The organism is Bacillus salacetis (assembly GCF_049177075.1).
In the GTDB taxonomy this organism is placed as follows: domain Bacteria; phylum Bacillota; class Bacilli; order Bacillales; family Bacillaceae_B; genus Rossellomorea; species Rossellomorea salacetis_A.
In genome coordinates, this window is the sequence record NZ_CP185377.1 from 762,126 (window position 1) to 783,282 (window position 21,157).

Below are 21,157 nucleotides of genomic sequence, written 5' to 3' on the forward strand. Positions count from 1 at the left end.
AAATATAGGAAGGAGCCCAGCACAACTTTTAATTGTGCTGGTTTTTTTTTTTTTATAAAAAGTGATCCAAATGAGATCGACCTGCGTTAGCTTTATGAAAATACAATTCTCCGGCCGGGAATTGAAAGGATTTCATTAAAAACATTTTCAAAAAAATGTGATCCAAATCAAGTGAATGTCCGTTAGCTTACTAGAAAAATAAAAAAAGAGGAGAGATACTAAATGAAAAAAAACTTACTTAAAAAAGTCGCAGCACCTGTATTAGGATTATCTTTACTTGTTCCAGCAGCAGCCCAGGCGGAGGGGGAGCCGACGGTTGTGACCCCGGCCTCCGATTTGCGGACAACGCTTGACCAGCTTTTATCGGAACACTTTGTCTTAGCGGTGGATGCGATGGTAAAAGACTACAATGATGCCCCGGATGAAAAACAGGCGTACGAGGCCTTGAAACAAAATGCATTGGATATGACACCAGCTATCGCTTCTGTTTATGGGGAAGAGGGAGCTGAAAAGTTCCAAGAGATTTTTGCGGGACATCTAGATTACTCAGATGATTTTGTAGAGGCAGCTCAATCCGGTGATGAAGAAGCCAGAAAGGCGGCAGAAGCGGAGGTGACTGAATTTGTCAATGAATTCTCTGCATTCCTTAACACTGCCACGGAGGGAAATCTTCCAGAAGATGCAGCAAAGGAAGTCCTCCGAGCCCATGAGAATGATGTTGTAGAAGCTTTTGATAATTATGTGGAAGAGGACTACAAAGGCTACTATGAAAACTTCATGGAAGGCTATGACCGAATGTTCGATATCAGTAAAGCATTGTCAGGAGCAATTGTGATGCAAATGCCTGACAAATTTGAAAACACAAAAGTCGATACGCCGGCAGCTGACCTGCGTTCCACTCTGAATAAATTGACTGCAGAACATTTTGCTTTGGCGGCGATGAGCATGCAAAAAGGAGTAAAAGGTGCTCCGGATTATGACATTGCCACTTGGGCGGAAGACATGAATACTGAGGATTATACAGCCGCTATCCAATCTATATATGGCGAAGAGGGTGCCATGCAATTCAAGAAACTTTGGACGAGTGACCATATCAATGCACAAGCTGAACTGGTTTCCGCAACAGTAGCGGGAGACGAAGCAGCGGCTAAGGAAGCACGCGAAAGCTTGACGATGTTCACGAAGGAATTTGGTGCCTTCCTTGCAGCTGCGACTGAAGGGAACCTTCCGGAAGAAGCCGCCGTTGATGCCCTAATGACACATGAAGACCAAGTGGTGAAAACGTTTGACAGTTATGTTGCTGAAGACTATGAAACAAGCACGCAAACTTTCCGTGAAGGATATGCCTTTACTTTTGGTATCGGGAAAGCCCTTGGTGATGCCATTGTAAAGCAAATGCCTGATGAATTTGCAGCATCTGAAATGCCGGAACAAATGCCGAACACGGGAATGGGCGGTTCCGCTGATAAACCAATGCCAATGACTGCATGGATCACTTTTGCAGCAGCCGTACTTCTTGCTGGAGGGTATTTAATCAAAAGTAAATTCACAAGCCAGCAATAATCCATAAAGAGAAGGGCGTTCCCGCTCTTCTCTTTTCCTATAATAAATGGAGGTGAAGTTCAGATGAAAAAACGTATGATGATCATTGCATTAATAATACTTCTTGCAGCCGGAGCTGTCGGGTTTCAGGTGTTAGCCCGGGATGAAACGAGCAAAACTCCAAAAGAGGAGTCTGTTGAAAAGGAAAAAGCAGCTGTTAAAGAAGCAACTTCAGATGAGGGCAGGCAGGCGGCGCAGCAAGAGGAGGAATTTGTTCTTCTTGACTCTTTAAAAAAGAAAAAGGATGAGTTGGAGAGGAAACTAGAGATTCAAGAAGAGGGAATTACGCCTGTAAGAATCAAGATTCCAAGTATGAATATCGATACAGAGGTCATACCTGTCGGCTTGCTCGACAACGGAGAAATGGAAGTGCCAAAGGGAACTGAGGTCACTGGATGGTATAGCAAAGGATTTCAGCCAGGGGCAAAAGGGAACGCTGTTATAGCCGGTCATGTTGACAGCAAGGAAGGCCCTGCGGTGTTCTTCTATCTTAAGAATTTAGCAATCGGTGAAAAGATTATAGTAACAGATACAAATGGTGTGGAAAAAACGTTCATTGTAAAAGAGAAAGAAAGTTATAAAGCCGAGGAAGCACCGATCGAGAAAATATTCGGGCCGGATGATGAACGAAACCTTAATCTAATTACGTGTACAGGGACCTTTAATTATGATGACCACTTGTATCCGGACCGTCTTGTTATCTATACAGAACTTTTAAATCAATCCGGGGAACAACTTCTTCCACAGCCATCCGCTCCTGCACATGTGGAATATGACCTTGGCTCGATCTCCTGGCATGCAGTCAAGAATGATAATATTATGGGATACAGAGTTTATAAAAAAGGACCAAGTGATGAGAAGTTCAAACACCTGGCGAGCATTTCAGATCATGAGCGGAAAAACTTCTATGATGATAATGCCGAAAAGGGGACACAGTACTATGTTACATCTGTTACTATTGCGGGAACTGAATCTGAAGCCTCTAAAATCGTCGAGTCCTGATAGAAGGGCCTTCGACAAATACCGGGGCGTGACTGTCACGCCCTGAATGCCGTGAACTAGGCGGATAGAGTTGATTACTCTGAATGGGAGAAAGAAATGGCCATGGAGGAGCTGGAAAACAGAATCTCCAATTAACGTTATGGATTCTTAGGATACCGGCTTGAAAATCTTTTTCTTTGAGTATGCGACAATTGGTTTCTCGATAAAGGAATGCACCAGGCATCCAACCCCTGTAATCATGGCCAATAATAAAATGCTTACAGCCGGTCCCCCAATCAGTTCAAACAGCCCAATTTTATAAAAGATATGGGAAAACGTATTGAGCGGCAGGTTGTGTGCCAGGTAAATGGACAGGGAGGCATTTCCCAGATAATACAAAGACTTGTGCAATGAGATCTCTTTCTGTATATCGATCGAGGCCAAGCCGAATATAATCAGGGCTGATGCCAGGCCGGTACCGATATCGAAACTGATGTTGACCGCCTGCTGATATTCATTCCACCACAACAGAGGAAAAGTGATGAAGCCTAAACTGGCAGTGAGTATAGAGAGCGGCTGATTCAATTTAATCCTGGTCAATAAATAGGCACATAATATTCCGGCCAGGAAAATCAGGTTGTATTGGTAAAAGAAGAAATAAGTAATCTTTTCGGCTGACCAGAAAAGATCTGTCATAAAGCCGATGCTTATCAGCCCCCACACCGAAAGAATGACGGCCGGGATGATTCTTTTAGAAAGAAAAAACAACGCAAAAATAAGATAAAAATAAACAGTGTAGACCAGTGACCAGGCAATATCCAGAATTGGTTCAGTACCTTGAGGATGCGGCAGAAGCAGGAGGGAATGGATAACCGAATCATAGTCTATCTTATTTTCCAGACCCAGAAAAGGAAATAGAAGCAGTGTTGGGAGAGCGATTAAAGTAAGCACCCAATACAGCGGATAAATCCTGATGAATCTGTTCAATAAATATTTCTTCAATTCTCCCGACTGTCCAAACTTTTCCTTGTAAATATAAAAAAGCATAAACCCCGATAAAGCAAAGAAATAATTGACTCCCCCGGACACAGGGAGAGTACTCATCTTCAGTAAATCATAATCCCAGTACCCCTTCATGTTTGCGGACACATGAAAGAGCATGACCAGAACCGGGACAAGTGCCCGTGAAAATTGTATCAAAATCAATTTCCTTCTCATTTTAAATCCGCCTTTCTGATATCGAGGACAGACATCCAGGCCTGCCAGGATTGATTCTGATCAGACCAGGTATATCTATCCTCATAAATTCAATCTCTAAGCAAGGAAGTCTAATCGGGCAGCTTAACGTTTCCGGAACGCGTTAGTTTATTCCAGCCGATCAGAACGCCCTTTGCAGCATAGGCAAAGGCTTTCCAGACAGTAAATGTGAGCAGTTGACGATAGACAATCCGCTGGACAATAAGCAGTATAAGAGGTCTTTTGCTGATCCCTTCCAAGTGAAATGCATAAACTGCGACAAAAAGGTCAATCAGGAAAAAGAGAATATAGTAAGTGATGATCTTAGGTGTATCGCCGAATAACCCAATCAGGAAAACAATATCGATGAGAGGGGCGAAAGCTGAAAAGATATATTGCGACCACATATAGGGAAGGCCGACAAACCCAAGTCCTTTTTGTTTGGGATTGAAGAAAGCACTGGAATGCTTCCATAAGCACTGCAGTATGCCATATGACCAGCGGAATCGCTGTTTGACAAAGCTTCTGACCGTTTCCGGTGCTTCTGTATAGGCTTTTGCTGACGGTTCATAATTAATTTGATAACCCATTCGCAAAAGTTTCAGTGTAATATCCGTATCTTCAGCAAGGGTGTCTTCTTCAAAGAAATCAGCTTCCGCAATGGCACTTTTCCGCCATGCTCCTACAGCTCCTGGGACGACTGTAATGGAATTCAATTCTTGAAAGGCCCTCTTTTCAAGGTTGAAGCCTGTTACGTATTCAATATGCTGCCACAGGGTGATTACGTTTCGGATGTTCCCGATCCGCACATTACCGGACACACCCGCAACCTTTTCATCTTTAAAGTGGTTGACCAGGAGGGAAATGGTGTCAGGTACGATAGAGGTATCAGCGTCCAGTGTAACGATGATTTCTCCTCTGGCTTTTAAGAACCCGTAGTTGATGGCTGCTGTCTTTCCTTCATTGACTTTAACTGTCTGCCGAACCCGGATGTTGTTTTTTGAAATTTTTTTAACCACTTCAGCTGTGTGATCGGTCGACCCGTCATTAATCACAATTACTTCGAAATTGCGGTAATGGCTTCTCAAGATGGACTGCAGTGTTTTTTCAATAACGGCTTCTTCATTGTAGGCGGGAATGATGACACTGACGAATGGAGGGTAGGGAGAAGGCTTGTGATTGGATTTTTGTCTGCTGTGTTTATAGCTGAATGTAAATAGGAGGATTAAGCGCAAAATTCCTAAAATGATGCCTAACGAGAAAAAGAATATACAGAAGTTGATGAGCCATATAAAGAGCGTGTTGGCAATCTTATAAAAGAACATATAAGGAAAGATCTCATCTTCGACAGGAGGCATTAAACTGGTTTGCTCCTTGTTGATCAGGTCGGCTGTTGTCACAAACGTATATCCCTCATCCTTTAGCACTTTAATGATTTTTGGGAGTGCCTCCACGGTTGCTGAACGGTCCCCTCCGGAATCATGAAGGAGCACGATGTTTCCATCTGATAGGTTATTCAGAAGCCTGTTCACAATGTTTTTGGTTGAATCAGCATACCAATCTTTGGGATCGATATACGATCCGACCATGGTGTAGCCCATTTCTTGAGCTTGGAGGTAAGGCAGTAAATCTTCCGGGCTGTCTTCATCAAGATCGGTTGTATAAGGAGGCCGGTATAAAATGGACGAATGGCCGGTGACCTGCTGGATCAGCCTCTGTGTGGAATTCAACTCCGCTTGAAGAGTGGCTGGGCTATCTTCTGTTATATTCGAATGACTGAAGGTGTGATTGCCGATTTCATGTCCCTCACGGTGAATCCGCTGCAGGATTTCTGGGTGAAGGGCAGCTTGGCGGCCGACAACAAAGAACGATGCCCGGACTTGCTCTTTGCTTAAAATATCAAGAATCTTAGGGGTGTAGGCAGGATCAGGTCCATCATCGAAAGAGAGGACAATTTTTTTATTCTGATTCCCGCCGGATTTTTCAATGTAGTAAGGCAGTGGGTATTTCTCATAAGTTTCATTGTTAATGTAGCCATCAGTGTTGAGATGTACCGTCCTTTTCCCTTGCTGGGACCGGTTTGAAAGGCGGATGACTTCTCCGCTGCCCATTTCAATGACTGGTATGGGGTTCTCCATGGAATGTAACTTGTGGGTACCCTCTTCCATTGCTGAAGTGTCTGGAATGTACTTCCATAAACCAGAATCCTCATGTCCCAGCTGGTCCACTGCTATTCCTTTAACACCTTGGGACAGTGCCAGTTTGATTATATTGTAGGAGGTGGCAGCGTCTAAAAACCAAATGATGTGGGGAACATTGTCTTTTGTATACCTGAGATAAGGATTCATACTTACGGGATCCCACTGCGATTTAAGCCCTGAAGATGCAGCAGTCTTCATGACTTCATGGAACATCAGGCAGTTGACCATTTCCTGGCTGCTTGAATCCCATTCATAGCTTTCATTGTTTAACGATACGACCATTTTTTCCGGCGGGACAGGGATTTGCTCTACAATTTGCTGTACCCACCCGAGCGGTGCAACAGGTTCGGGTTCTTCCATAACAGCGAGTTCCTTAAAGAGCTTGACGATTATCCTGTCCGACGAGTTTGTGAGATTCCGATAGTCATATGCTTCATTTTCAGGGGGAACAGTCACTGTGACCTCGAGTCCGTTTGCGTGAAAAAGTTCATATAGCTCTGAAATTAAAGCAGTGAAAGATTCTTTATCATTTACCCTCAAATCTTTAAAGTCAATGTTGATGCCGGAATAGTTGCCAGCTTTGACCTTATGATAAAGAGTTTCAATCAGGGCACTCCTTGAATCCGCTGATCCCAAAAGCCTGGGAAGGCCAGTTTCACCTGCATTCTCGCTCAATGATAAACGCGGCATAATGGCGACTCCGTTTTCTTTTGCTAGATTGATAACCTCCGTTTCTTTGTTTGTTTGCAGGTTCAATTCTGAATCAAGCCAATACCAGTCAGGGATCAGGACACCAATGGAATCAATATTCAGGTCTAGTGATTGTCTGCTGATGGGGCTGCCTGAAAGGTAAAACCCATAAATTTCTTCCCGGGGGATTTTAACTGGTGATTTCAAGTCACTTGGTCCAAATTGTATCTGGTTTGTTTGGACCGTTTTTATAGGTTCAGAGATTGGTTTGATCACTGGAGATTCTTTAAAGTCTGTTTGAGGAAGCACGGGATTATGAAAAAGTCCATGTCCCGCTGCTGATAGAACAATAGACAAAAGGACGAATAGAGAGATGGTGATTATCCAGATTCTCTTCCAGCGCTTCCCGGATCCATCTTGAAAAATGAATTTCTTCTCTTGGTTTCTCCATTTCTTCCTAAACATAGTTAGATCCTCTCCCTGGTGAGTTCGTTTCATGAAGTAATTTCTAAATAAATCCAAAAAAGTAGTACATTAATACCGTATGTAATTCTTCCCATTCATGAGTAAGGAAAGAGCCCTCTAAAATACTTATACAGGGCCTAAAATTCCGGGTATCGGGTATTTGTTGAATCATTTAGGCTGGATGAGCCTATTCGTCAAGGAGTGCCATTATTTGTATGTATAGGGAGGAACCCGCTGTCATTCATCCAGAACGATTGATGATATAATAGAAGGAATAGGGAGGGTGGGAATATCATTTTATGAATGATCAATTACTTAATATAAAGACAGAGTCAGTCCAAAAGGCGGCCTACGCATCTCAGCACTATAATCGATATGAGCCGACTCCTTATCCTGTTTTGGACAGACTGTTTGAGTTCGTCGAGTTCGAAGACAGCGACAGAGTGGTGGATTTTGGCTGCGGGACGGGCAGGTTGAATTTCTATCTTCATTACCGATTTCAACCTACTGTCATCGGTGTCGAAATGAATGAGTTTTACTATAGGGAAGCTTTGGAGAACCGGAAGAATTATTTAAGTAAATTCAATCTCGATGGGGAACAGGTCCAGTTCGAAAATTGCCTTGCCCAAAATTATGGGATTCATCCTGAGGACAATGTCTTTTATTTTTTCAACCCGTTTTCAGTCCGGATTTTCATCTCTGTCATTAATAACATCCTGCAGTCTTTTGAAGAGAGGAACCGGGACATGCAGCTGGTTTTGTACTATGCACCAGAGGATTATGTCTTTTTTCTGGAAAACCAGACCGCTTTCCGGATGGAAAAAGAGATTGTCCTGCCCGGAAACGAATATGAAAAGATCCTAATATACAGCCTGAGATAACAGGCTCCAAATAGAGAGGTAGATTAACTTGTTTAAAGATATTAGCATCGATGAACTTTTAGGCCTGGACAGAAAAAAATTCACATTGGTGGATGTCCGGTCACCTTCTGAGTACGAAGAAATGACGATTCCAGGAAGCATCAATATACCCGTTTTCAATGATGAGGAAAGGGCGGAGGTCGGGACGCTTTATAAACAGGTGAACCCGGAAATCGCCAAAGAACGGGGCCTCGAGATTTTTGCTGCTAAGCTGCCGGAATTCATTAAGACGTTTCGGCAAACTGAAGGAGAAAAGGTGGTTTTCTGCTGGCGCGGAGGCATGCGAAGCAAATCGGCTGCCACGATGCTCGACCTGATGGGGATAAAAGCTTTCCGTCTGCAAGGCGGAGTCCGGATGTACCGTCAATGGGTTCTTGAGAGGTTAGATAACCTGGACCTCAGCGGTGAAGTCTTAATCCTAAACGGCGGCACAGGCACAGGAAAAACGACGATCCTTAACCGGTTAAAGGAAAAAGGGATGCCGGTCCTTGATTTAGAAGGGATGGCCGGCCACCGGGGATCCGTGTTCGGACATATCGGGACACACCCCAATACCCAGAAGAAATTTGATTCTCTGCTTGTGCAGGAAGTTCAATCATTGCAAAGTTCTCCCTTCGTCCTTTTTGAAGCGGAAAGCAAGCGTATCGGCAAGGTGATGGTGCCTGAATACCTTCTTCGGAAAAAAGAGCAGGGAACTCACATTATCTTGAAAATGCCGATGGAACAAAGAGTGAAGCATATCCTTGAAGAGTACAAGCTGCAAGAGCATCATGAAGAGTTCTTAGCTGCGTTTGAGAGGATCAAGAAGCATATCCATACACCGATTGCGGCCGAAATTCAGGAGTATATCGAGGCGCATGATTATCAAAATGCGCTGCCCATGCTTTTGGAATACTATTACGATCCCAAGTACCAGCATTCCGCAAAACAATATCCAGAGGATCAAAGGATAGTACTTGAAGTCAATGATATTGATGAAGCAGTAGAGGCGGTAATGTCCATTCTTCCTGAAGTGAGCAAGACCGTGCATCAGAGGTTATAAGTGAGTCTTTTGAAAATACTGTAATTTAATGTAAGAAAGGGTTATAGTAGTTTAATAGATGAAATTTTTAAAAGGGGTTTGAGGATGAAACGGGTTTTGAAGTGGGGCGGCATGATCATCGTTCTCCTGTTGATCATATTTATCGGTGCCGGAAATTATTTTTACAATGTTGCCATTAATCGAAGTCATGAGGCTGTAGATTTATACGGAGGCTCGGAAACGGCCAGTGCTTTGGTTGATGAAGAAGAACAGCTGCGTAAGCTGGAAGAAGTACTGAAATGGACTGAAGAACAGACTTTTGAAACCGTTGAAGTGAAGTCACATGACGGGCTGACCCTGAGTGCAGTACTGCTGAAGAGCGAGGAGCCTTCAGGGAAGGCGGTCATTTTGGCTCACGGCTATAAAGGAAGCAGCGAACAGATGCCCGGAATCACGAAATTTTACCATGATCTGGGGTATGATGTCCTGAAGCCTGACGCCAGGGGCCATGGGAAAAGTGAAGGCAGTTATATCGGTTATGGATGGGATGACCGCAAAGATTATAAGAGATGGGTCAATCTATTAATCAATGAATATGAGGCTGAAGAAATCTATCTGCATGGCTTTTCCATGGGGGCCGCAACAGTCCTGATGACGAGCGGAGAAGAACTTCCTTCCGAGGTAAAAGGGATTATTGCGGACAGTGGTTATACAACGGTTGAGGAGGAACTGGCCCATCAACTGAAATATTTATATCATCTGCCGGCGTTTCCTTTGATGGAAATTACGAGTGCCGTCACAAAGGTGAGAGCAGGCTACACGTTTTCTGAGGCTTCCGCCGTTGAGCAGGTTAAAAAGAATACAAGGCCGTTGTTCATCATCCATGGAGATCAAGACGAACTTGTCCCAACGGAAATGGCCGATGTTCTTTACGGGGCAGCAACAAGTGAGAAGGAACTCTGGATAGTGCCTGGAGCGGGGCACACAGATGCTTATACGGTTGCCGAAGAAGAGTATCAAAAACGTTTGAAAGCATTTTTAGGAGAGTGACCATCACTATCTAAAAGGAGGAGTACATATTGAGCGTAAATAAGACTTTGCTAGAGGCATTCAAGGAAACACCATATAAAACAAATGGGCATGGGAGCCGGAATGCGGCAGTGCTGAAAGAAGCGTTCGAACATGTTGCTTCTGAAACCGAGAGCGACATGTATGGAACGGGTAAGGTAATCGAAGACTTCCAGACTGAGATGGCCGAAATGCTTGGAAAAGAAGCTTCCGTGTTTTTCCCAAGCGGGACGATGGCCCAGCAGATTGCTTTGAGGATCTGGTGTGATGAAAAGGAATTAAAGAAGGCTGCCTATCATCCATTATCCCACTTAGAGATTCATGAAGAAGACGGAATCAAGGAGCTTCATGGCATCGAAACAGTTTTACTCGCGGATAAGGACAGGGTGATTACCCTTGAGGATATCCAGAACATGAAAGAAGAAGTGGCAGTGATCCTGCTGGAATTGCCTCAGCGTGAAATCGGGGGCCAGCTTCCGGAGTTCGAAACACTGCAATCCATTTCCAAGTATTGCAGAGAAAAGGGGATCAAACTTCATCTTGATGGAGCCAGGCTGCTGGAAGTCCTTCCGTATTATCGAAAGTCAGCGTCTGAAGTGTGCAGCCTCTTTGACAGTGTGTATATTTCCGTTTATAAAGGGATTGGCGGGATTGCCGGAGCTGTCCTGGCGGGGGGCGAAGAGTTTATTAAGAAATCGAAAGTGTGGAAGAGACGCCATGGCGGAGACCTGATCAGCCTCTATCCATACATTATCAGCGCAGACTATTACCTGGATCAGAGGGCTGGCAAGATGGAGCAGTATTATCATAACGCGGTAGAGTTTGCCCATCTCTATAATGAATGTGAAAAAGTATCCACACTTCCAGAAGTGCCGGTATCAAATATGTTTCATGTCCATTATGCTGCTGCCAAGGAAACGCTGGAACCTATCCTGATCGATGTGTATGAAAAAACAGGCGTCGGCTTAAGCGGTTATGTAAGAGAAACAGGGGAGGCTTCCTGTTATTACGAAGTCAGTATCGGGGATCTTTACGATACAATCCCTAAGGAAAAGTTAAAAGAAGCATTCACATTGCTGAATGAGAACTTAAAACAGATATAGAAAGAGTGGGAGCGGCCGTATATGGCCGCTCCTTTTTGATTTCCCTCTCTACACCTTAAGTCTTAGTTATAATTAAATCCCTGGTGCGTTTTACCAATCACAGTATTTGAGTATCATTGAAGTATAAACAGAGTGATTGGGAGGAAACAAAAATGAAAAAACAAATATTAGCTGGGGCAATATTGAGTTCAGTATTAGTGATATCGACAGGATGCAGTCCTTTTGAATCTGTTACCTTTGGAAAAGGGGACGTGAATGAGTATAAAGTGGAAGTAGCAAAAGATTCAGCAAAGGAATTGGAAGTCGATCTGCGGCTTGGTGCTGGGGAAATGAATGTATCCGGCGGTGCTGATGAATGGGTGACGGGGGACATAGAATACAATAATGAAGACATGGAGCCGGACGTAAAGTATGACCTCAATGGCGGCAGGGGAGACATTGTCATCAAGCAGAAGAAGAATCTGAATGTAAGTGTCGGCTTTGGCAATATGAAAAATGGCTGGGACCTTCAGTTGAACAATGATGTTCCCATTGACCTGCGTGTAGAATCAGGGGCATCGGATACCAACCTTGACTTAAGCGGTCTGCAGTTAACAGATCTGAAAGTGGATGCCGGTGTCGGGGATGTCGAAGTGGATCTCAGCGGAGACTGGAAAGAAAGTTTCAATGTCGACATTAACACAGGTGTTGGTGAAACAACGGTCATCCTTCCTGAATCAGTTGGAGTCCAAATTAAATCTGAAGAAGGAATAGGGACAGCAAACTTTGACGGATTCACCTCCAGCGGCAATAACACATATGTAAATGATGCGTTCGAGACGGCAGATGTGCAGATTACAGTGAATGTGGAGACGGGTGTCGGTGAAGTGAACTTTGAATTAGAGTAAACAAGAACATCCGGGGGCTCCCCTGGGTGTTTTTTGGTTTGTTGTATGGGTCTGAAGCTGCACGTAAAGCCGCGGTAGGATAATGGTAAGATTGGCCGCTAAACAACTTATTATAAAGGAAAATCCTGCGAGTAATGGGGTGATTAGGATGTAAACCCCCTGTTATAGGAGGGAGCCCAGCGAGTAATGGTGTGATTAGGGTGTAAACACCCCATTATAAACGGAAGTCCTGCGAGTAATGGGGTGATTAGGATGTAAACACCCTGTTATAGGAGGGAGCCCAGCGAGTAATGGTGTGATTAGGGTGTAAACACCCTGTTATAGGAGGGAGCCCAGCGAGTAATGGTGTGATTAGGGTGTAAACACCCTGTTATAGGAGGGAGCCCAGCGAGTAATGGGGTGATTAGGGTGTAAACACCCCATTATAAACGGGAGTCCTGCGAGTAATGGGGTGATTAGGATGTAAACACCCATTATAAAAGGGAACCGCTCGAGTAGAAGGGTGATTAGGATGTAATCTCTAAATGATTATTTTTCATTCATGAGGTTGATTGGAGCGGAAGGTGTGCGACCTCCTGCGGGACTAGCGGGACAGGTGAGACCCCGCAGGCGAATCTAGCTTCAGCGGCCAGAGACTAGCAGATTTCGGTCTCCTTCCTTGCGATAAGTCATCATCAACTCACGTTGTTCGTTGTGATTCCTTTATCTCATACAGGAGCCCTCCAATCTGTACGTCGCTAACCGGCCGCTTACCCTTTATATGCAGCCGAGGAGGCTCACCGCCCGCCCCGCGGAGTCGCACATCTGGAGCGGAAATCAACAAACGCTTTCAAGTTCCGCCCCATTATAAAGGAAAAACCCCCAAGTAATAGGTGGATTAGAATCCGCCCCAGCTTGAATTCCACAATGTACATATCGGTTACAGGGCTCCAAAAAGTGCGGTATAATAGGATTATTCTTATTAATCAAACGTTTGATTAACAGCAGTGGGAAGGTTTTTTATGAGCGAGAAGAAAAAAGTTTTAGAATCCGATCTGTATAAGCCTATTCAAAAACACTTTGTGAAAGAGGGCTATAAGGTAAACGGAGAAGTGAAGGATTGTGATCTTACAGCCGTAAAGGGTGAAGACTTAATCATCGTGGAGCTTAAGCTGAATTTGACGGTCGACTTGCTGATACAGGCAACCAAGCGCCAAAGGCTCACAGATCTTGTTTACATTGCGATTCCGCGGCCGAAGAATATGAGATCAAGGCGCTGGAAGGATCTCTGCCATTTGGTCCGCAGGCTTGAACTGGGACTCATTACGGTTTCGGTGGCAAATAAGATCCCTAAGCTCCAGTTTATCCAGCACCCGGAACCATTCGACCTTGTGAAAAGCAAAAGCGGCGGCAGCCGGAAAAGAAAAGCACTCTTAGCTGAAATAGAAGGCAGAAGTGCTGACTATAATATTGGCGGGAGCAGTAAGACCAAAATTATGACAGCGTATAAAGAATCCTGTATCATGATTGCCTGCTGCCTGGATGAATACGGGCAGATGGCTCCAAAGGATCTTATTAAACTCGGGACCGGAAATAAAACACAGTCCATCTTAAGCAAGAATTACTACAGGTGGTTCGAACGCGTCGAGCGGGGGATCTATCGAATCACGGATAAAGGAAAGAAGGACCTGAAGGAATATCCTGAACTTACGAGCCATTATTTAAATGAGATAACAAAGTATAAAGAGAATGTTGAGAGTTAAGAATATTGCATCAGGGTCTAATTACCTATATAATGAAAGTGTAAATAATTTCAAATTATATTTGATAAGGGCAAACCCATCGAAAGGTGGCGACGCAAAGCTATAGGGGCTAAAGTCTAAGAGACAATGCCAGCCAGCTGCCGGATTTTTACTTGTCTTAAAGACTGTTCCGGGGAGGAATGGTCTTTTTTGTCATTCCGGTTATTTGACTTTATTAAGGAAAATAGGAGTGCATCATGAGTTTAAAGCTATCTGATATTATTACTGAAGGTAAGTTTTGGAATGTTTTTCAGCCGGTCTATGAAATCAGCAGCAACAGCTTGATAGGATACGAAAGTTTGTTTCGCTGTGATTTTGCCTCCAACCCGGAGCTGGTATTTTATCACGCCAAGAAAACAGGTATTCTATATGAATTGGATACGGCCGCCATCAAGCGGTCAATCAATGTTTTCAATGATTACTTCTTACAGAAAAACATGAGCTTTCCGTACCTTTCGGTCAATCTCTATCCCTCAACCATCAAGCACCCTTTTTTTGTCCAATTTTTACATAAACTGCTGGAAGATGTGAAACTTCCTCCTGAAAAAGTGGTATTGGAGATCAATGAAGCAGAGCAGAATGACGATTTTGTCAAATTCAGGAATGTGCTTTATGAATTGAAGTCACAAGGGTTTTTAATCGCAATGGATGACTTGGGAAAAGGAAATTCTTCGTTGAAAATGGTCCTGGAGCTCGAACCGCAGATCCTCAAGATTGACCGCTATTTTTCACAAGAATTATCAACGAATACGAAAAAACAACGGCTGCTTGAAGCAATTGTTGAGTTTACGAAAGATGAAACGAGTTTCATATTGGAAGGCATCGAAACGGAAGAAGATCTGAATGCCGCTAAGAATATCGGAATACAATTGGCCCAGGGTTATTTCCTTGGCAGGCCGGAAAAATTGGAAGACTGCGACAGACAGCTGAAAAAAGTCATCTCTTCTTATAATTTGTAATAAGGAGGTTCGCCATGGAAGCATGGATGTTTATAGCGGGCATTGCAGCAGGAATATCGCTTTTTAAAGGTTATGATTTTATCAAGAACTCAGAGGCGAGGGAAAATGAAAAAAGGATATTCCAGCTTGTCGAAAGGTCCAGGGACATCATTTACTACTGCGAAACGAAACCGGTACTGAAGTTTAAGTATTTAAGTCCCTCTATCGACAGCCTTTTAGGGTATGGTATCCAGGGCCGCGGCATGGTGGATGCCGAAATCTGCAGGGAAATCATCCACCCGGATGACAGGACTATTTTAGAAGAAAAACTATCGGGTGCACTGGACTACAGCCAGCCGATCATCCAAAGGTGGAGAGATACCGAGGGCAACTATAAATACTTCGAAGAGTTTGCTACGCCCATTTATAAAAATGGTGAAATGACTGCCATTCAAGGTGTCATACGCAACATAGATGAGAAAGTCCTTTTGCAGGAAGAACTGGTGTACAAAGCGCATCATGATGGCTTGACAGGATTATATAACAGGCTCTATTTTGAAAATGAATCCAGCCTGCTTGATGAATCTGACGACTGCCCGGTGGCTTTGCTGCTTTGTGACTTGGATGAGCTGAAATATTATAACGATACTCATGGACACAGGACCGGGGATGAACTGATAAAAGAAACAAGCAAGATTCTCAAGACCCTGCAAAACGAGCAAATCATTGTCTCAAGAATTGGCGGGGACGAGTTTGCGATATTGATTAAGGATCCCGAAAGATATCACCCGGAAGAAATGAAAACAACCATTCACCAGAAGATAGCCAGCTATAATCGTTTCAGCCACAACATCAAAGTCATGCTTTCCATAGGTTATGCCTCGTGTCCGTCTTCCATTGGCAGGATGAATGAGCTTTACACATCAGCTGATAAAAACATGTATCAAGAAAAACGGGGAAAGAAAAAGGTGTTTAACTGACAAGTTCTTTACAAGAAAAGAAGGCCGAAAGCGGCCTTCTTTTTTATACTTATAGTCCCAGTGAGATGTATTTTACTTCCAAGTACTCTTCGATTCCATGGTGTCCGCCTTCACGGCCCAGTCCGCTTTGCTTGAATCCGCCAAACGGCGCCTGCGGAGTGGATGGGAGGCCGTCATTCAAGCCGACAATACCGTACTGAAGGGCTTCACAAATGGTAATCCCTTTGGTGATGTTTTCAGTGAATACGTAAGCTGCCAGTCCATAGATGGAATCATTGGCACGTTCGATTACTTCTTCCATGGAAGAGAATGCCGAAATAGGTGCCAGCGGGCCGAATGTTTCTTCTGTCATACAGAGCATATCATCTTTTACATGGGATAGGATGGTTGGACCAACGAATAATCCTTCATCATTACTCCCGCCGTATTCAAGTGCTGCTCCCGCTTTAATGGCATCATCAATATGATTTTTCACTTTTCGAACAGCCGCTTCATCAATGAGAGGGCCGATATCGACTCCTTCATCCAGGCCATTTCCGACTTTCAGCCCTTTTACCTTTTCCACCAGCTTTTCCGTGAAGGATTCCTGGATGGATTCATGAACATAGATCCGGTTCGAGCAGACGCATGTCTGACCTGCGTTTCTGAACTTGGCTGCGATCACGCCGTCCACCGCTTTGTCGATGTCACAGTCGTCCATCACGATGACTGGCGCATGGCCGCCGAGCTCCAGGGATACCTTTTTAACAGTATCTGCTGCTCCTCTCATCAGGAGCTTCCCTACTTCTGTAGATCCGGTGAATGTCAATTTGCGTACACGGGTATCTGAAAGCCAGGCATCGCCGATCTCCTTGGCATCGCCCGTCACCACATTGATGACCCCCTTTGGAATGCCGGCTTCCTCAGCGAGCTCAGCCATTTTCAATGCAGTGAGCGGCGTTTGTTCCGCCGGTTTAATGACCACTGTACATCCGGTTGCGAGGGCAGGAGCCACTTTCCTGGTGATCATGGCAGCCGGAAAATTCCACGGAGTGATGACCGCTACTACACCTACCGGCTGTTTCTGGACGAACAGGCGCTTGTTTCTTTGGGTGGCGGGAATGGTCTCTCCGTAAACCCGTTTACCTTCCTCGGCATACCAGGAGATGAATCCGTTAGCGTAGCTCATTTCCCCTGCTGCTTCTTTTAGCGGCTTTCCCTGCTCCATTGTCATCGTTCTTGCCAGATCTTCTTTATTTTTCTCAATCAGTTCATGCCATTTGAACAGCAGCTCGCTTCTTTCATATGCAGAATAACGGGCCCATTCTGTAAACGCAGCATGGGCCGCATCGACCGCTGCCTTTGCTTCGTTCCTGCCGCCGTTCGGTACAGTGGCAATAACAGCTCCATCAGCTGGATTGGTAACTTCAATAGAAGATAGGCCGCTCCCTGCTTCCTCTCCGTTAATTCTCATCAGGTATTTCTCCATGTTTATCCCTCCTGAAATGTTCTTTCAACGTTAGCATCATTATATCAATTTAGAAATCTGTGTTGACAGGAATAAGTTCTGACAAAATCACGTTTTAACCATTAATGGATGGGGGTAAAGGTTTTTTGAAAAAAACTTGTACCTGTTCCAAACCTCCGGCTGCACAAGGCCCATGAATGAAAGCGCGAAGAAATGGAACCAGCTGTATAACGAATCTGCCGCCCTCAAAAAATGGTCAAAAAAACAGAAATAATGCCCGCACTTTTAGTTCATGATAAAGGAGAATCGAGTAAAATCCTCCTTTAAAAGCTTATTTATCCAGTGTTTTCCACTACCTATGACACTTGTCATGTTTTTCTCATGACAGGTATGTCTGCAATTATGATTTTTATATCTTTATACTTTAACTAAGAGAAAAAACAGGAAAGGAATCAATGATTAATGACTAAACAAAAGATGAATTTATTGAGAAAGCAAGTGTCTCCATTTGAAGGTTCGGAGACATCAAAGAGTGTCTTTCAACTAGTAACGACTTTAACTCTGTTCATTGCTGTATGGGTTCTTGCTTATTTAAGCCTTTCTGTTTCATACCTGCTGACCCTCGCTCTAGGGATTGTCGGAGCAGGTCTGTTGACCCGGATTTTCATTATTTTCCATGATTGCTGCCACTACTCATTCTTCAAGAATCGAAAGGCGAATCAAATTGTCGGTACCGTTACCGGGATCATAACATTGTTCCCGTTTTATCAATGGCAGCATGATCATTCTGTTCACCATGCAACAAGTTCGAACCTGGACAAACGGGGGACGGGCGACATTTGGATGATGACAGTGGATGAATACAAGAATGCTTCCTTTTGGACAAAGGTTTCATATCGCCTGTATCGCAATCCTATTGTGATGTTCGGATTGGGGCCGATCTATGTATTCCTGATTACCAATCGCTTCAATCGCAAGGGAGCGAGAAAAAAAGAGCGGGTCAATACCTATATAACCAATATTGCCATTGCAGCCATCATCACAGTGCTGTGCTACAGTGTCGGCTGGCAGGCATTTTTGTTAGTGCACGGAACCATTTTCTACATTGCCGGTATTATGGGCATATGGTTATTTTATGTGCAGCATACTTTCGAAGATTCCTATTTCGAGGAAAACAAGGAATGGGATTTTGTTTTAGCGGCGGTTGAAGGAAGTTCCTTCTATAAGCTTCCAAAGATCCTGCAGTGGTTTACCGGGAACATCGGCTTCCACCATGTGCATCACCTGGCACCAAGGGTTCCTAACTATAAGCTGGAAGAGGCGCACAAGAGCAATGAATCCCTGCAGCACGTTCCGACCATTACCCTCAGTACAAGCTTGAGCTCATTGAAGTTCAAATTATGGGATGAAACTAATAAAAAATTTGTCCGTTTCAAAGACATCAAGTCTCAATCTAAAGTAGAAAGCGTCACAGTGACAGACTGAGTTCTCGACGATCCAGCTTAACGGCTGGATCGTATTCTTTATGTCGGGGATTTGATGGTTGTTGGCGAATCGCCGATAAACCTGGGTAATCGCCGATAAATTCCTGGAATCACCGATAAAACTACAAGATCGCCGATAAACCACTGCGAATCGCTGATAAATATAAATGATCGCCGATAAAATGAATCGGAGAAAGGCCAGAATGACATCAACCGGGAAAATCCCAGACAAAAGTGTCCTGAGAGCCATTCTAAAGGACATCGAGCGAGAGGATTCCAGTCAAAAAGTGTCTTGAGAGCCATTCTAAAGGACATCGAGCGAGGGGATTTCAGGCAAAAGTGTCTTGAGAACAGTTCTAAAGGACATCGAGCGGGGAAATTCCAGCTAAAAATGTCATGAGAGCGGGTCTAAAGGGTATCAACCGGGAAAATCCCAGCCAAAAGTGTCCTGAGGCGCCTGCCGCTACACCCCCGAAAAATGAGAGTTTTATGAAACACCGTATGGAAAAATACTCCCAAAAGGGCTAAGATAAAAAGTAGATAAATAGCCAAGAAAAATGAGGTTCTTCAATGTTAAAAAGATATCTTGCGTTTCAGCGCAGCAGCGGGGTTTCCCCTTATATTTGGATTATTTTATATATCCTGCCGTTTTACTTTATATTTCAATCATCATCCATGATCGTCATGATCAGCGGGACCATCCTGACGATTTTGTTTTTCGTGTTTTATCAGATCGCCTTTTTTTCAAAGGGGTGGCTGGTCTATCTGTGGACCTTCATTTTGATAGGGATTTCCACCGCCTCGACTTCAGTGTTCAGTTATGTGTATTTTGCCTTTTTCCTTGCCCACTATATTGGGAATATCAAAGAAAGGAAGACCTTCCTGATACTATATTTTGCACACCTGATCGCGACGACGATTTCCATCAATATAACGATAGTCCAGGATGAGGCTTTCTTTATTAAACAGTTCCCGTTCGTCATCATCATCTGGATCAGCGTCATTCTGCTTCCTTTCAACATACATAATCGAAAAGAGCGGGGGCAGCTGGAAGAAAAACTTGAAGACGCGAACAAACGGATTTCCGAGCTGGGCAAACTGGAAGAAAGGCAGCGGATTGCGAGGGATCTGCATGATACGCTTGGCCAGAAATTGTCTCTGATCGGCTTGAAAAGTGATTTGGCCAGAAAGCTGATCAATAAGGATCCGGAAAGGGCCAAAAGTGAATTGAAAGATGTTCAGCAAACTGCAAGGACAGCCCTGAATGAGGTGCGTAAAATGGTATCTTCGATGCGGGGGATCCGCCTCGAAGATGAACTGCAGACCGTAACCAAAATTTTAAAAGCAGCTGAAATCGAGTTTTCCGGCATGAAGGAATTGGATTTGAAAAATGTATCCTTACTGACCGAAAATATTCTGAGCATGTGCTTAAAGGAAGCTGTTACGAATATCGTTAAGCATAGCGGTGCAACTCAATGTGAAATAAAGATAGACCAGAGCTGGAAGGAAATCATCATGATCATAAAGGATAATGGAACCTTCCGCGCCCCGTCCAAAGATGAGAGGAAAGGATACGGGCTTGTGGGAATGAGAGAAAGACTTGAATTTATCAATGGGGATATGAAACTTGTAAAAGACGGGGGAACCACCCTTATCATTACGGTACCGAACGATGTCAAACAGACGGAACAGGGGGAATTGACATGATCAAAATCGTCATCGCTGAAGACCAGCAGATGCTGCTTGGAGCATTCGGATCATTACTTGATTTAGAAGATGATATGGAGGTAGTCGGCAAAGCATCAAATGGCGAGGAAGCGCTGCATCTTGTCCAGAAATTCCAGCCTGATGTCTGTATCATGGATATAGAAATGCCCGGTAAAACAGGCCTTGACGCAGCCGAAGAATTGAAGGGGAGCGGATGCAAGATCATCATTTTGACGACGTTTGCGAGGGCTGGTTATTTTCAAAGGGCGTTAAAGGCCGGTGTCAATGGCTATTTGTTGAAAGACAGTCCCAGTGAAGATCTGGCTGATTCCATCAGGACCGTCATGGCCGGAAAACGTGTGTATGCCCCTGAGCTGATAGAGGATGCATATGGAGAAGGCAACCCGTTAACGGTCAGGGAAATTGAAGTCCTTGAACTGGTTGCGGATGGGAAGAATACTAAAGAAATCGCTGATGAACTCAGCATCAAAACGGGCACTGTCCGTAACTATATTTCTGCCATCCTGGATAAGCTCCAGGTGAAAAATCGTATTGAAGCCATTACCCAATCGAAAGAAAAGGGCTGGTTTAAATAGTCGAATCCGCCATGCCGGAGAAATAAGAAAACGCCCTTCCCAAACCGGGA

General features: G+C 44.2%; 16 protein-coding genes and 1 riboswitch. Of the genes, 13 read left to right on the plus strand and 3 right to left on the minus strand.

The window, feature by feature from the left end; all coding sequences use genetic code 11:
- Positions 1 to 222: 222 nt before the first annotated feature.
- Positions 223 to 1,563: a copper amine oxidase gene (locus ACOJQI_RS03870; RefSeq protein ID WP_421383730.1), complete on the plus strand. Its 1,341-nt coding sequence runs from the start codon at positions 223 to 225 to the stop codon at positions 1,561 to 1,563.
- Positions 1,564 to 1,626: 63 nt separating this feature from the next.
- Positions 1,627 to 2,604, plus strand: a complete 978-nt coding sequence (locus tag ACOJQI_RS03875; protein ID WP_421383731.1) for a sortase domain-bontaining protein — start codon at positions 1,627 to 1,629, stop codon at positions 2,602 to 2,604.
- Positions 2,605 to 2,751: 147 nt separating this feature from the next.
- Here the strand turns inward: ACOJQI_RS03875 and ACOJQI_RS03880 are convergent, their stop codons facing one another.
- Entirely contained in the window at positions 2,752 to 3,801 is a 1,050-nt protein-coding gene (locus ACOJQI_RS03880) for an acyltransferase family protein (protein WP_421383732.1), read from the minus strand.
- Between the two features lie 110 nt (positions 3,802 to 3,911).
- Positions 3,912 to 7,175 (minus strand): glycosyltransferase, encoded by a 3,264-nt coding sequence (locus ACOJQI_RS03885; protein WP_421383733.1) that lies wholly within the window; start codon positions 7,173 to 7,175, stop codon positions 3,912 to 3,914.
- Between the two features lie 299 nt (positions 7,176 to 7,474).
- Here ACOJQI_RS03885 and ACOJQI_RS03890 point away from each other — a divergent pair, with 299 nt between their 5' ends.
- From ACOJQI_RS03890 to ACOJQI_RS03925, 8 genes are all read left to right on the plus strand, one after another.
- Entirely contained in the window at positions 7,475 to 8,056 is a 582-nt protein-coding gene (locus ACOJQI_RS03890) for a methyltransferase domain-containing protein (protein ID WP_421383734.1), read from the plus strand.
- Between the two features lie 28 nt (positions 8,057 to 8,084).
- Positions 8,085 to 9,137, plus strand: a complete 1,053-nt coding sequence (gene mnmH, locus ACOJQI_RS03895) for a tRNA 2-selenouridine(34) synthase MnmH (RefSeq protein ID WP_421383735.1) — start codon at positions 8,085 to 8,087, stop codon at positions 9,135 to 9,137.
- A gap of 84 nt (positions 9,138 to 9,221) precedes the next feature.
- Positions 9,222 to 10,166: an alpha/beta hydrolase gene (locus ACOJQI_RS03900; RefSeq protein ID WP_421383736.1), complete on the plus strand. Its 945-nt coding sequence runs from the start codon at positions 9,222 to 9,224 to the stop codon at positions 10,164 to 10,166.
- A gap of 29 nt (positions 10,167 to 10,195) precedes the next feature.
- Positions 10,196 to 11,287 carry a threonine aldolase family protein gene (locus tag ACOJQI_RS03905; protein ID WP_421383737.1) on the plus strand — a complete coding sequence of 364 codons (1,092 nt, stop codon included), beginning with the start codon at positions 10,196 to 10,198 and terminating at the stop codon, positions 11,285 to 11,287.
- Between the two features lie 152 nt (positions 11,288 to 11,439).
- Positions 11,440 to 12,174, plus strand: coding sequence for a toast rack family protein (locus tag ACOJQI_RS03910; RefSeq protein WP_421383738.1), 735 nt, complete (start codon positions 11,440 to 11,442; stop codon positions 12,172 to 12,174).
- Between the two features lie 1,001 nt (positions 12,175 to 13,175).
- The gene (locus ACOJQI_RS03915) at positions 13,176 to 13,916 is read left to right on the plus strand and encodes a DUF2161 domain-containing phosphodiesterase (protein WP_421383739.1); all 741 of its coding nucleotides are present in this window, start codon (positions 13,176 to 13,178) and stop codon (positions 13,914 to 13,916) included.
- Positions 13,917 to 13,975: 59 nt separating this feature from the next.
- Positions 13,976 to 14,061, plus strand: a riboswitch (cyclic di-GMP riboswitch).
- Positions 14,062 to 14,152: 91 nt separating this feature from the next.
- The gene (locus ACOJQI_RS03920) at positions 14,153 to 14,914 is read left to right on the plus strand and encodes an EAL domain-containing protein (RefSeq protein WP_421383740.1); all 762 of its coding nucleotides are present in this window, start codon (positions 14,153 to 14,155) and stop codon (positions 14,912 to 14,914) included.
- Positions 14,915 to 14,928: 14 nt separating this feature from the next.
- Positions 14,929 to 15,873, plus strand: coding sequence for a sensor domain-containing diguanylate cyclase (locus tag ACOJQI_RS03925; protein WP_421383741.1), 945 nt, complete (start codon positions 14,929 to 14,931; stop codon positions 15,871 to 15,873).
- A 49-nt stretch (positions 15,874 to 15,922) separates the two neighbouring features.
- Here ACOJQI_RS03925 and ACOJQI_RS03930 read toward each other — a convergent pair whose 3' ends face one another.
- Positions 15,923 to 17,341 (minus strand): NAD-dependent succinate-semialdehyde dehydrogenase, encoded by a 1,419-nt coding sequence (locus tag ACOJQI_RS03930; protein ID WP_421383742.1) that lies wholly within the window; start codon positions 17,339 to 17,341, stop codon positions 15,923 to 15,925.
- A 441-nt stretch (positions 17,342 to 17,782) separates the two neighbouring features.
- Between ACOJQI_RS03930 and ACOJQI_RS03935 the strand changes: the two genes are divergently transcribed.
- The 3 genes from ACOJQI_RS03935 to ACOJQI_RS03945 all read left to right on the plus strand — a co-directional run bounded on the left by ACOJQI_RS03935 (position 17,783) and on the right by ACOJQI_RS03945 (position 21,107).
- A complete protein-coding gene (locus ACOJQI_RS03935) occupies positions 17,783 to 18,805 on the plus strand; it encodes a fatty acid desaturase (RefSeq protein WP_421383743.1) in 1,023 nt (340 codons plus the stop codon).
- 569 nt (positions 18,806 to 19,374) lie between these two features.
- Positions 19,375 to 20,511, plus strand: a complete 1,137-nt coding sequence (locus ACOJQI_RS03940) for a sensor histidine kinase (protein ID WP_421383744.1) — start codon at positions 19,375 to 19,377, stop codon at positions 20,509 to 20,511.
- Complete coding sequence (locus tag ACOJQI_RS03945) at positions 20,508 to 21,107, plus strand: response regulator transcription factor (RefSeq protein ID WP_421383745.1); 600 nt, start codon at positions 20,508 to 20,510, stop codon at positions 21,105 to 21,107. The genes ACOJQI_RS03940 and ACOJQI_RS03945 overlap by 4 nt, the downstream gene beginning before the upstream one ends.
- Positions 21,108 to 21,157: the final 50 nt, after the last annotated feature.